Annotated in this window: 12 protein-coding genes; 6 read left to right on the top strand and 6 right to left on the bottom strand. The window is 71.4% G+C overall.

Annotation, left to right across the window (positions count from 1 at the left end):
* The first annotated feature begins 106 nt into the window (after positions 1-106).
* Entirely contained in the window at positions 107-679 is a 573-nt protein-coding gene (locus BMY07_RS20330) for a hypothetical protein (RefSeq protein WP_092780744.1), read from the top strand.
* Here the strand turns inward: BMY07_RS20330 and BMY07_RS20325 are convergent.
* On the bottom strand, positions 676-879 hold the full coding sequence (locus BMY07_RS20325) for a hypothetical protein (RefSeq protein ID WP_092780741.1): 204 nt from the start codon (positions 877-879) through the stop codon (positions 676-678). The genes BMY07_RS20330 and BMY07_RS20325 overlap by 4 nt on opposite strands.
* Before the next feature lie 141 nt (positions 880-1,020).
* On the opposite strand from BMY07_RS20325, the gene coaE reads away from it, so the two are divergent.
* Complete coding sequence (gene coaE, locus BMY07_RS20320; RefSeq protein ID WP_092780738.1) at positions 1,021-2,193, top strand: dephospho-CoA kinase; 1,173 nt, start codon at positions 1,021-1,023, stop codon at positions 2,191-2,193.
* Between the two features lie 6 nt (positions 2,194-2,199).
* Here coaE and BMY07_RS20315 read toward each other — a convergent pair whose 3' ends face one another.
* Positions 2,200-3,315 carry a DUF5685 family protein gene (locus tag BMY07_RS20315; protein WP_177215663.1) on the bottom strand — a complete coding sequence of 372 codons (1,116 nt, stop codon included), beginning with the start codon at positions 3,313-3,315 and terminating at the stop codon, positions 2,200-2,202.
* A 128-nt stretch (positions 3,316-3,443) separates the two neighbouring features.
* On the opposite strand from BMY07_RS20315, the gene BMY07_RS20310 reads away from it, so the two are divergent.
* From BMY07_RS20310 to uvrB, 3 genes are all read left to right on the top strand, one after another.
* On the top strand, positions 3,444-4,025 hold the full coding sequence (locus BMY07_RS20310) for a ribonuclease FAU-1 family protein (RefSeq protein WP_092780732.1): 582 nt from the start codon (positions 3,444-3,446) through the stop codon (positions 4,023-4,025).
* A gap of 144 nt (positions 4,026-4,169) precedes the next feature.
* On the top strand, positions 4,170-4,688 hold the full coding sequence (locus BMY07_RS20305; protein ID WP_092780729.1) for a ribonuclease FAU-1 family protein: 519 nt from the start codon (positions 4,170-4,172) through the stop codon (positions 4,686-4,688).
* A 45-nt stretch (positions 4,689-4,733) separates the two neighbouring features.
* On the top strand, positions 4,734-6,908 hold the full coding sequence (gene uvrB / locus BMY07_RS20300) for an excinuclease ABC subunit UvrB (RefSeq protein WP_092780726.1): 2,175 nt from the start codon (positions 4,734-4,736) through the stop codon (positions 6,906-6,908).
* A gap of 220 nt (positions 6,909-7,128) precedes the next feature.
* Here uvrB and BMY07_RS20295 read toward each other — a convergent pair whose 3' ends face one another.
* Positions 7,129-8,262, bottom strand: a complete 1,134-nt coding sequence (locus BMY07_RS20295; protein ID WP_092780723.1) for a type I restriction endonuclease — start codon at positions 8,260-8,262, stop codon at positions 7,129-7,131.
* A gap of 224 nt (positions 8,263-8,486) precedes the next feature.
* Positions 8,487-9,131: an FMN-dependent NADH-azoreductase gene (locus BMY07_RS20290; RefSeq protein ID WP_092780720.1), complete on the bottom strand. Its 645-nt coding sequence runs from the start codon at positions 9,129-9,131 to the stop codon at positions 8,487-8,489.
* 91 nt (positions 9,132-9,222) lie between these two features.
* Here BMY07_RS20290 and BMY07_RS20285 point away from each other — a divergent pair, with 91 nt between their 5' ends.
* A complete protein-coding gene (locus tag BMY07_RS20285; RefSeq protein WP_092780717.1) occupies positions 9,223-9,690 on the top strand; it encodes a MarR family winged helix-turn-helix transcriptional regulator in 468 nt (155 codons plus the stop codon).
* Positions 9,691-10,460: 770 nt separating this feature from the next.
* Here BMY07_RS20285 and BMY07_RS20280 read toward each other — a convergent pair.
* A complete protein-coding gene (locus BMY07_RS20280; RefSeq protein ID WP_092781160.1) occupies positions 10,461-11,672 on the bottom strand; it encodes an MFS transporter in 1,212 nt (403 codons plus the stop codon).
* 14 nt (positions 11,673-11,686) lie between these two features.
* Positions 11,687-12,214 (bottom strand): ArsR/SmtB family transcription factor, encoded by a 528-nt coding sequence (locus BMY07_RS20275; RefSeq protein ID WP_092781164.1) that lies wholly within the window; start codon positions 12,212-12,214, stop codon positions 11,687-11,689.
* Between the last annotated feature and the right edge of the window lie 90 nt (positions 12,215-12,304).

Raw genomic sequence — 12,304 nt, 5'->3', positions numbered from 1 at the left:
CCCGAGGGCCCCGCACCTGCTCGTCAGGTGCGGGGCCCTCGGCTTTGCGGGCACAGGCCCCGAACGTGCTCTTTCGCCGGTGGGGATCGCGGTTTACCGTCTCCGGATGCGGATCCTGCTGGTGGCCCTGGTGATGGCGGTGGCCGCGGGCTGCACGTCGGCGCCGCCGCCCGCGGCCAAGGCGCCGGAGATCCCGCAGATCTCCACGAGCGCGGCCAAGCCGAGGGTCGAGCGGGTAGCGCTACCGGCGTCGTGCGGGCGGTTGCTGACTCGGCAGGATCTCGATGAGGTAGTGGACACCGTCATCACCGGGCGGACCGAGGTCGTGGTCGGGGTAGGGCTACCGAAGATCGGTCGGACCGGTCGGATTGACTGCTACTACGGCATCCCGCAGGACCAACCACCGGCAGCGGCGGTTCTTACCGTGGGCATGGCCGCTTACACCGATCAGACCTCAGCGCGGCAGCGGGTGCAGGAGACGGTCGACGCCGAGCGGGACAAGGGGATCGCGGCAGAGGAGATCAAGGTCGGTGCGGATACCGGGTTCTTGATCGAAGGTGACACAAGGACCGTCGTAGTCGCGCACGGCACGCTCACTGTGGCGGTCACCGTCGCGAAGACACTCGCCACGCCCGAACAGGTCGCGAAGTTGGCCGACCGGGCGCTCACCGAGCGTTAGGCGGTACGGACCTGCGGGGCCCACGCGCGTTCCACGGCGGCCGCGGCAGCGCGGCGGCGCAGACCGGCGAGGCTGTGCCTGGCGGGCATCAGGACCATCGACCACCACGTCCGGTGTGCGGGCACGGACAGGTACTCGGTGCAGTGCACCAGGCCCGGGGTGCCGAGCCGGTGCCGTCCCCGGCGCCTCGTGTCGCGCATTGGTTCCTCCGCTTGGGTGATGGCCCTGAGGGCACCGTAGCCGGCTGAAGTGGCAAAACGCCGACATCCGCGCGGCGTGTCCCGGGCCTGCTTGTCAACAGTTCACCCGCGAACCACTCGGTGGTGGAAGAATGCGGCCCCATGCTGCGAGTCGGCCTCACCGGCGGGATCGGGTCAGGGAAGTCCACAGTGGCGGCCGCGCTGGCCGAGCACGGGGCGGTCGTCGTGGACGCCGACCGGGTCGCCAGGGAGGTCGTCGAACCCGGCACCCGGGGGCTGGCCGCGATCGCCGCCGAGTTCGGGCCGGGCGTGCTCGTCGACGGCGCGCTCGACCGCCCCGCGCTGGCCGCGATCGTGTTCACCGACGACGCCGCGCGGCAGCGGCTGAACGCGATCGTGCACCCCCTCGTGCGCGAGCGCACCGCCGAGCTGGTGGCCGCCGCGCCGCCCGACTCGGTCGTCGTCCAGGACGTGCCGCTGCTGGTGGAGAACGGCATGGGCCCGCTGTACCACCTGGTCATCGTGGTCGACACCCCCGTCGAGGAGCGGGTGCGCAGGCTGGTCGACCACCGCGGCCTCGTCGAGTCCGACGCCCGCGCCAGGATCGCCGCCCAGGCCGACGACGACGCCCGCCGCGCCGCCGCCGACATCTGGCTGTCCAACGCCGGGACCGCCGAGCAGACCAGGGCCGCGGTCGACGCGCTGTGGACCGACCGGCTCGCCCCGTACGAGGCCAACATCCGCCTCCGCCGCCCGTTCAGCCGCGGCGCCCCGCGCATCGTCGATTACGACCTGACCTGGCCGGTCCAGGCCGAGCGGCTGCTCGCCCGCCTCCGCCTCGCCGTCGGCGGCGCCGCGCTGCGCGTGGACCACATCGGCTCCACCTCGGTCCCCGGCCTGGCCGCCAAGGACATCCTCGACTTCCAGATCACCGTCCCGACCCTGGACGACTCCCTCGCCGACGCCCTCTCGAACGCCGGGTTCCCCCGCGCGCACGGCTTCGACAGCGACATCGGCCACCCGCCCGGCTCGCCGGAGACCCCGAAGCACGTCCACGTCGGCGTCGACCCCGGCCGCTGGGCGAACGTCCACGTGCGAGCGCAGGACTCGCCGTTCGCGCGCCTCAGCCTGCTTTTCCCGGCCTGGTTGCGCGCCGACGAAGGGGCGCGTGGCGAGTACGAGCAGGTGAAGCGCGCGGTCGCGGGGGAGCACGCGACGATCCCGGCCTACGGCGACGCGAAGGAACCCTGGTTCAACCAGGCCATCCAGCGCGCCGAGGCGTGGGCGACGGCGACCGGCTGGACGGCCGGTTGACCCGGCTCAGCAGTCGCAGTCGCAGCAACACCCGTCGCCGCACGAGCAGCAGTCGCAGCACGAGCAGTCGCAGTTCGACGAGTGGCACCAGCCGGACTTGGGCTCACCGGTCCACGGATCGCGGTACGGGTCCGCGCAGCAGTACTGGCACGTGCAGCACAGCACCATCGCGACACCGCACCCCGGCAGCGTCGACCGCTTCTTACCCCAACGCGGCGCGTCCTTGGGCGGGTTAGGAGGCGGTGCGTGCCCTGGAGTCTGGTGTGAGTGCTGGTGACCGAAGGTTCGATTGACCGCCGCGTCCAACTCGTGCACCAAGAGGGCGTGCACCAGTCCTTGGTCGGCGAAGTCCGCCTCGCGTAGAGCCAGCTTGACCCCGAGCACGGCGTCGTCACACAGCCTGCGCGCCTCGACCATGTCGGTGCCGGTCGCGGCCAACGGGTTCCACGCCCCGGACTCGGCGTCGGCGTCGATGTCCTCCACCGCGTCGAGCAGGTGCGCGACCCGGCCGAACAACCGCCCGGCCTCCCCGAGCGCGGCGGCGTTGCCCGGTCGTCCGGCCAGGACCGCCGTGTGCGCGAACGCGGCCGCGGTGGCCGTCTCGGTCGGCTCGGTGGCCACCAGCACCGACGACCCGGTGGCCAGGCCGGACTCCAATTCGCCCTGCCTGCCGACGGCGTCGAGCAGGACCGCTGTGGAGAACCCGATCCGCTCACCCGTCGCCGCGCCCTGGCGCGCCCACCGCGTCGCGACCTTCCTGGCGACGCCCGCGACCGGGGCCTTGCCGAACGCGCCGTCACCGTCGTCGACGTGGTCGCGGACCTTCGCCGAGGCCAGCACCAGCGACACCGCGGCGGCCAACCGCGCGCCCGAGCCGTCCGCGACCGGGGCGCTGCGCATCCCGCGCAACGGGCACGGCCCGGCGACCCGGCGGGTGCCCACGGTCGGCGACTGGGCCTCGACCAGGGCGGAGACGACGAGGCCGTCGTAGTTGGTGACCGTGCGGGCGAGGTGCCCGTGGTCGTCGCGCAGCGCCAGGCAGAGCCCGCACAGGTGCGCCATCCACGAGGTGCGCAAGGTCGGCGACAACCGGTGCCGACACGGCCGAAGGATCCCGAACACGCTGTCTGACCTCCACGAACTCCCACGACCCGACCGGGGCGGGAGCCTAGCGCCCATTCACCCGTACGGGGGGCAGAAATCCACCTAAAGGTCTGGGCTTCTTCGAGACGGCTAGGCACGATGTCGGCATGCGCGCGCGTGTCGAGCCCGTAGTCGGTGACCTGCCCATCCCGGTGACCCGCCGGGACGACACCAGTCACGAGATCCACCCGCCCAAGGTGGAGCTGTTCGACCAGGTCGAGATGACCAACACCGACCCCAAGGGGTTCGTGCGGGCGGTCGACACCTACCGCGAGACCGAGCACGGCCTCTACATGTCGCGCCCGGTCGACGGCCACCCGCGGATCGCGCACTTCGAGTCGTTGCTGCTACCCGACGACGGCCTGCGGGTGTCGAAGTGGCTCGGCAGGCCTGGCGTGGACCTCGGGCACGACTTCTACCTGGACATCGTCGACATCACCCGCGACGGGCAGTGCTGGCGGACGGTGGACCTGTACCTGGACGTGCTGGTGCGCACGGGCCGCGACGTGCGGGTCGAGGACAGCGACGAGTTGCTCGCCGCGTTCCGGGCGGGGTTGGTCGACCTGTCCACGGCCGAGCGGGCGATGACCAGGACGCACACGGCGGTGGCCGGGATCGCGGCGGCGGGGCACGACGTGGACGCCTGGCTGGCCGGGCGCGGCATCCCCGCGCCGTGGCAGCCCCGATAGTGGCTGGGGCGACTCTGCGTCAACGGTTCGGAACGGCGAGCGAGCAGATTTCGCCCAACCGATAGCCGAGCGCACACGATCTGTGACATAACGAATCGACCCCGGTAGTCACAGAACGCATGTCCGCGACTACGCTCTGGCCGCGTGGGCACGGCCATCACCCCGCAACTGGTCGACATCGTCGACACGGTCACCGCGGTACGCAGCTACTCCTCCGGGATGACCCGGACCCTCCGCACCTGCCAGGTCGAGCGGTGGGGCCTGCGCATGGAGTGCCCGACCCCGGAGGACCCGTTCTCCGACGCCGAGGTGACCTGGCTGCTGCCGCACCTGAACCTGCGGCTCACCCAGAGCAAGCCCCGCTCCCGCCACGCCAAGGGCGGCCCCAGCGTGCTGACCGCGGTCCGGGTGCTGCGCGACGGCCGCACCTGGCGCACCACCGACCTGCTGCTCGGCCTGGCCGCGCCGGGCGGGACCACGGCCAGGATCGTGCGCTCGGAGGAGTTCGCCGCCGCGGTCGCGGGCCGGGTGCTGCGCGTCGGCGACGCCGACCTGGCGCTGTGCACCGTGCACCAGACCCTCGAGGAGCTGAGCCGCTTCCGCCACGACCTCTCGTCCTGGCTGGCCTACAAGCACGTCTTCGAGGTCTGGCCCCCCTTCTGACCGGCTCATCCCGGATTGTCGGTGCGCGGGCGTAACCTCGTTCCCGTGGCTTTCGCGACCGAGAAATCCCAGCAGAACGCACCCGTGCTCGCCCACTCCGAGCACCGGCCCGTCAGTGACATCCCGCGCTCCGACGGGAAGTTCCGGATGGCCGCGCCCTACCAGCCCGCGGGCGACCAGCCCGCCGCGATCGCCGACCTGGAACGGCGGATCCGGGCGGGCGAGCAGGACGTGGTGCTGCTCGGCGCGACCGGCACGGGCAAGTCGGCGACCACGGCGTGGTTGGTGGAGCGGGTGCAGCGGCCGACGCTGGTGATGGCGCCGAACAAGACGCTGGCCGCCCAGCTGGCCAACGAGCTGCGGGAGTTCTTCCCGGACAACGCGGTCGAGTACTTCGTCAGCTACTACGACTACTACCAGCCAGAGGCCTACATCCCGCAGACCGACACCTACATCGAGAAGGACTCGTCGATCAACGACGATGTCGAGCGGCTGCGGCACTCGGCGACGATGAGCCTGCTGTCGCGGCGGGACGTGATCGTGGTCGCCTCGGTGTCGTGCATCTACGGCCTCGGCACCCCGCAGTCCTACCTGGACCGCTCGATCGGGCTGACCGTCGGCGGCGAGGTCGACCGGGACACGTTCCTGCGCGCGCTGGTCGACGTGCAGTACGCGCGCAACGACATCGCCTTCGCCCGCGGCACCTTCCGGGTCCGCGGCGACACCGTGGAGATCATCCCGGCCTACGAGGAGCTGGCGATCCGGGTCGAGTTCTTCGGCGACGAGATCGACAAGCTGTACTACCTGCACCCGCTCACCGGCGACGTGGTCCGCGAGTGCGCGGAGCTGCGGATCTTCCCGGCGACGCACTACGTGGCCGGTCCGGAGCGGATGGAACGCGCGATCGGCGGCATCGAGAAGGAGCTGGAGGAGCGGCTCGCCGAGCTGGAGCGGCAGGGCAAGCTGCTTGAGGCGCAGCGGCTGCGGATGCGCACCAGCTACGACGTGGAGATGATGCGCCAGGTCGGGTTCTGCTCCGGCATCGAGAACTACTCGCGGCACATCGACGGCCGCGCGGGCGGTACCGCGCCCGCCACCCTGATCGACTACTTCCCGGACGACTTCCTGCTGGTCATCGACGAGTCGCACGTGACGGTGCCGCAGATCGGCGGCATGTACGAGGGCGACATGTCCCGCAAGCGCAACCTGGTCGAGCACGGCTTCCGGCTGCCCAGCGCGGTGGACAACCGGCCGCTGACCTGGGAGGAGTTCACCCAGCGGATCGGCCAGACGGTGTACCTGTCGGCGACGCCGGGACCGTACGAGATGGGCCAGGCCGGTGGCGAGTTCGTCGAGCAGGTCATCCGGCCGACCGGGCTGGTCGACCCCGAGGTGGTGGTCAAGCCGACCGAGGGGCAGATCGACGACCTGGTGCACGAGATCCGCGAGCGGGCCGAGCGCGACGAGCGGGTCCTGGTCACCACGCTGACCAAGAAGATGGCCGAGGACCTCACCGACTACCTGCTCGAACTCGGCATCCGGGTCCGCTACCTGCACTCCGAGGTGGACACGCTGCGCCGCATCGAGCTGCTGCGCCAACTGCGCTCGGGCGAGTACGACGTGCTGATCGGCATCAACCTGCTGCGCGAGGGCCTCGACCTGCCCGAGGTGTCGCTGGTCGCGATCCTCGACGCGGACAAGGAGGGCTTCCTGCGCAGCGGCACCTCGCTGATCCAGACCATCGGCCGCGCCGCCCGCAACGTCTCCGGCCAGGTCCACATGTACGCCGACAAGATCACCGACTCGATGCGGCACGCCATCGACGAGACCGACCGGCGCCGCGCCAAGCAGACCGCGTACAACACCGAGCGCGGCCTGGACCCGCAGCCGCTGCGCAAGAAGATCGCCGACATCCTCGACCGGGTCTACGAGGAGGCGGCCGAGTCGGACACCGTCCCCATCGGCGGCTCCGGCCGCAACACCTCCCGCGGCAAGCGCGCCACCGGCGAGGCGGGCTCCGGCAAGTCCGCGGGCATCGTCTCCGACCGCGACGTCAAGACCATGCCCCGCGCCGAACTGGCCGACCTCGTCCAGCAGCTCACCGACCAGATGATGAACGCCGCCCGCGACCTCCAGTTCGAACTGGCCGCCCGCCTGCGCGACGAGATCCACGACCTCAAACGCGAACTCCGCGGCATGGACGCCGCAGGCATCCGCTGACCCAGCACCCGGGCGGGCCAGCGCTGACCCGCCCGGGCCGGCCAGTCCTGTGTGGACAACTGGGTCGGCGCCAGTGCCGCGTCACGCGACGGTCGCTGGGGTCATCGACAACGGCCCACAAGCACATCCAGGACCACCACCTCCCGCTCGACACGGGAGGGGCAACCCGGACTGCTAGCTCACCGCACCGATTGCCAGGCCAACGTTCCCAGATTCCGCACTAGTCGACGGCCACCCGCTGTGCCGCCGCCGTAGGCTGGGGGAGGCCGGTCGTCGAGCCGGTGTAGCGGGCGACTGTGGCTCGCAGGGCGTCGGCGTGCTGGTAGATGTCTTCCACGCGGTCGATCGCCACGCGGGTCTCCACCTTGTTCTCGTCGAACACCCCGAGGTACTTCCGCGACCGGTTGAACCACAGCCGGGCGATCGGCCTGCGGTTGTTGTCGTCGAGCAGCACCCCGAAGTACGTCTTCGTGTCCCTGGCCACCACCCGGTCGCTGCCCACCGCCGCGCACACGATGGCCCGCACGATCCGGAACCCCTCCAGTTCGTCCTCGGTGGTCACCACGTCCGCGGGCGTCTCCACCTCCACCGCCGCGGCAGGCTCGGGCGGGGCGCTCGGGACCGCGACGAACGTGTCGGGTCCGCCCAGGGCGTTCTTCAGCCGGTCGTTGACCTGCTCGTTGACGAACTGGTGGCCCGCCTTGTCCACCAGCGTGGTGAACTGCTCGCGCACCTTCTGGGTGAACGACCCGTCGTACACCTTCGTCGTGAAGTACCGGACCCAGCCCTCCGACGGCTCCCGGAACTCCGCCGCCAGCGCCCGCTTGATCTGCCCGATGTACTTCAGCTCACCCGCCGCGCTGATCACCGAGTCGAGGTCGAACGCCTCCTTGCTCAGCTTCGCCAACTCCGGCAGCAGCGTCGGGTCGATGTCGGAGAAGTCCAGCACCAGGAACGGCTTCGCGTCCATCCGGTTGGGCGCGTCGAGGTCGGTGTAGAACTGGTACACCTCGCCGTTGGTCAGCACCGCGATCCTGGCGTTGGTCACCGAGAAGTACCGGAACAGCTGCGAGGCGTGCTCCAGCTTGAGCGGGTCGTTGACCTTCTTCGCCTCGACCAGCACCTGCACCTGGCCGTTGTGGACGATCGCGTAGTCGATCTTCTCGCCCCGCTTGGTGCCGACATCGGCGGTGAACTCGGGGATCACCTCGTCCGGGTTGAACACGTCGTAGCCGAGCACCCCGCTGATGAACGGCATGACGAACGCGTTCTTCGTCGCTTCCTCGGTCTCGATCGCCGCCTTGTGCTTGCGGATCTTCACCGCCAGGGCCTGAGCCCGCTCCGCGATCTCCATCGTCCCCCTGCCACTCCCGGGCGCCGCCCCGCGACCCGGACGCCCTCGATTTCCACTGTGCGGAGAGTCGAGCCCGCCCGGCACCGTGTTACGAGCGTGTCCGACTCGTGACTCAACGAGTCGATCACTCCGGTGTGGAGCGCCTGCGGACGAGCGTTCCCCGAGTCGCGTGTGGACATTGGGGAGGTGCGTGGTTGACGCTGTGGATCGAGATCGCGGCTGGGTCAGACCGCGGTCGTGGCGAAGGACTTGCCGGTGGTGGCGGCCAGGGCGTGGGCGGCGGTGGCGGACTGGTGGGCGAGGGGGATGAGGTCGGCCATCGCGGGGACCACCTCGGCGAGGGTCAGGTCGGCCTCGACGAGGGTGACGGTGGCGCCGAGGACGTCCTGGAAGATGCGGATCAGCCAGGGGGTGGCGTGGTCCCAGCCCTCGCGCGGGGTGCCGGGGGCGTAGCCGCCGCCGCGGGCGATGACGAGGGCGACCGGCTTGCCGGTGAGGGGCTGCCGGCCCGGGGCGAACCGGGGGTCGGTGATGAGCAGATCGATCCAGGTCTTGAGGTGCTGCGAGGTCCCGAAGTTGTACAGCGACGTGGCGATGACCAGCGCGTCGGCGGCCGCGACCTCGTCGGCGATGGTGGTGGCGAGGGCGACGGCGGCGGCCTGGGCGGGTGTCCGCTGGTCGGCTGGGGTCGGACCGCCCGCGACGGCGTCGGTCCACGCGGTGCTCGGGACTCCGTCGACGGCCAGGTCGCGGCGCACGACGGTGCCGGTCGGGTTCGCGGCCACCCAGTTCTCGGTGACGGTGTCGGCGACCGCGCGGCTGACCGAGTCGGCCTGGCGGATGCTGCTGTCGAGGCGGAACAGGCTCATCGGAGTCCTCCGTGGTTCAGATCGTCTGTAACGCAGACTATCTTGCATGCGGAGTAAGCGGCTGTCCATCCCGGGTCGGTAAGATGCGACCGTGACCACACCAGCCGTCGAGTCGGACCTGGGGTGGGCGCTGGGCGCGGTCTTCCGCCGGTACGTGCGCTCGGCCGAGCGGGTCCTGGCGGGGCTGCCCGGCGGTCCGCGCGGGTACCAGGTGCTCACCAGCGCCATCGAGGGCGAGGCGTGCAGCCAGCAGACCCTCGCCCACCGCCTCGGCCTCGACAAGACCGTGATGACCTACCTGATCGACGACCTCGAACGCGCGGGCCTCGTCGAGCGCCGCCCCGACCCCGCCGACCGCCGCGCCCGCCTGCTCTCCGCCACCACCGCGGGCCGCGACAGCTTCGCCGAAACCGCCGCCGCCCTGCGCCGCGTCGAGGACGAGGTCCTCGCCCCGCTCGCCGTCCCCGAACGCGACCTCCTGCGCGACCTGCTCCGCAAACTCGCCACCCGCGAGGACGCCAACGAAGCCTGCAACGCCCCTGACGCCGCTCCTTGCTAGGTGGGGTCCACTGTGGACTCGATCCACTGTGGACATTCGGCGGCGTTGCGCGCTACTGGTCGATCTCCGTTCGGACGACTTCCTGCCCAGCCGCCGATGCTGGCGGGCCTCCATGCTCCTGACCTGCGCATCCTTGCCGCGGGTGTGCTGGCAATTCACCCGTTCCAGCGACAGAAGTTATCCACATGTGGATCTTCAGCGGCCCGTTCCAAGATCGACTGTCGGTGGCTGCCGATAGACTGGCACCGGGACGCCCCCCGGAGTGGGTGGGGGCTGGGGCAGGACTGGCGTGCGCGCGCGAGGCCGGGGTGGTGGGCGGCCGCCGGTGGGCGCGGTGACGGGGCGTTCTGGGGCGCGATTGGGTTGCTGGGGCAGGTGTTTCGGGTGCGTGGGGTGGGGGCGGTGATCGCGGGTTGGGGCAGGCTGGGGCGCCGCCGAGGGTGTGTGGGGCGGGCGTGGAGCGTGGCTGGTGGGTTGGGGCGGGCCGGAGGGGCGCATCGCTGAGGGGTGGGTATTAGGGCGGGCGTGCTTCCTGCCTGCGGAATGGCATCCTGGCGAGACGCGAGACGCGAGACGCGAGACGCGAGACGCGAGACGCGAGACGCGAGACGCGGAAGACGCCAGGCGCGAGACGCGGAACCGGTGACCGTGCGACGGCAGTGCGTCGGCGACCGCGACATCGAACCCCGGCGATCACCGTGCGGTGCGGCGCGGGTGGAGGGCGCCTCCGGGCGTGCAGGAGGCGAGGTGGACTCCGAGCAGGGGCGGAGTCAGGCGACGGCGGGGGATTGGGTGCGGGTCAGGGATCTGACGCTGGGGGTGAGGGAGGCGGCGAGGATGGCCAGGAAGGTGAGGGCGCTCAGGGCGGTGAGGGTGGTGGCGGTGCCGAAGTGCAGGGACAGCGGGCCCACGGCGATCTCGCCAAGGGGGAGGGCGATGAACGAGCCGACGGCGTCGTAGGAGTAGACGCGGGCCAGGCGGTCCGGGGGGATGTTCTCCTGGAGGGAGACGTCCCAGGCTATGCCGAACTGCTCGATCGCGATGCCGCCGACGAACATGGCGGCGAGCATCAGCAGGACCTCGGGCGCGTGCGCCAGCACCAGCAGCGGGACGGACTCCACCGCGACCAGGGCGGTGCCGAACAGCAGGGCGCGGCGCGGTTGCCAGCGGCTGGCGATGATGGCGCCGAGCAGCGCGCCGACCGTCTGCGCGCCCAGGACGAACCCCCAGGCGAGCCTGCCGAAGGTCGCGTCGGCGATGGACGGGCCCAGGACCTGCATGCCGCCGGTGACCGCGGCGTTGACCACCATGAACGCCAGCACGATCGACCACACCCAGGTGCGGGCGGTGAACTCGGCCCACCCGGCGCGCAGGTCGGCGATCGGGCGGGTCGGCTCGCTGGCGGCGATCTCCGGCGCGCGGACCCTGGCGTAGCAGAACGACGCCACCAGGAACACCACCGCGGTCACCGCCATCGCCCAGCCCGGGCCCGCGAGGGCGGCCAGCAGGCCGCCGAACGACGCCCCGGTGATCAGGGCGGCGTTGATGCCCATCCGCACCACGGCGTTGGCCTGGCGCAGCAGCGGCGCGGGCACGGTCTGCGGGGTCAGCGCCGCCGCCGCGGGGAAGGAGACCGCGGAGACGGCGCCGTTGACCACGCTGAGCACGACCAGCAGCGGGATCGAGGCGAACCCGAGCAGGACCGACAGCGCCGTCGCCGCCTGCGACACGGCCGCGGCCAGGCTCGCGCCCTGCAGGATGACCCCGCGCGGGAGCCGGTCGGCCAGGACGCCGCCCATGAGCAGCAGCAGCACGTTCGCGATGGACCTGGCGCCGACGACCAGGCCGAGGGCCACCACCGACCCGGTCAGGTCGAGCACGGCGAACGCCAGCGCGACCGGCGCCACGGCGTTGCCCGCGTAGGTGGTCACCCGGCCGATGGCCAGCCTGCGGAACATCGGAACGCGCAGCGGGGCGAGCATCCCGGCCGACGCGGTCAACAGCTGTCCATCTCGAACATCGCGATCGTGGTGCTGACCCGGACCGTGCCCGGGGTCATCGGCGGCTGGGCCGCGTCGCGCAGCCGCAGCCCCAGTTCCCGCGCGTGCGCGACCATGTCCCGCCAGACCTGCGGGTCGACCCACAGCTCCGCGTCGGTGGCGGTCTCCGCGCCCGCGGGGGCGTCGCTCCTGCGCCGCCCGGTGCGCGCCCCCAGGCCCGCGGCCAGCGCCGTGGCCAGCAGGTGCTCGGAGTCGCCCGGCTCGCGCGGCGCGGCGACCGCGGGCGGGATGTGCCGGTACCGCTTGGCGATGCCGCCGCGGATCGGCACCTCCTCGACGATCTCCACCAGGTCCGCGTCGGCCAGTTTGCGCAGGTGGTAGCTGATGTTGGGCTGGCTGTCGCCGAGTTCCCTTGCCACCTCGGCCGCGCTCATCGCGCGGTCGGTGACCAGGGAAAGGATGCGCATCCGCAGCGGGTGCGCGAGCGCGCGCATCCCGTGCAGCGTCGAGCGTGTGTCCCCCATGTCCATACCGCGAGTTTCTGAATGCGGACCTACCGTGTCAAATGACTATGGTGCGGTCCCGCCGGTCGTGTCCCGGCTGGGAGCGCTTCC

Source organism: Actinokineospora terrae (genome assembly GCF_900111175.1).
Classification (GTDB): domain Bacteria; phylum Actinomycetota; class Actinomycetes; order Mycobacteriales; family Pseudonocardiaceae; genus Actinokineospora; species Actinokineospora terrae.
The sequence above is the reverse complement of the archived record's forward strand: the minus strand, read 5'-3'. Positions and strand labels throughout refer to the sequence as shown.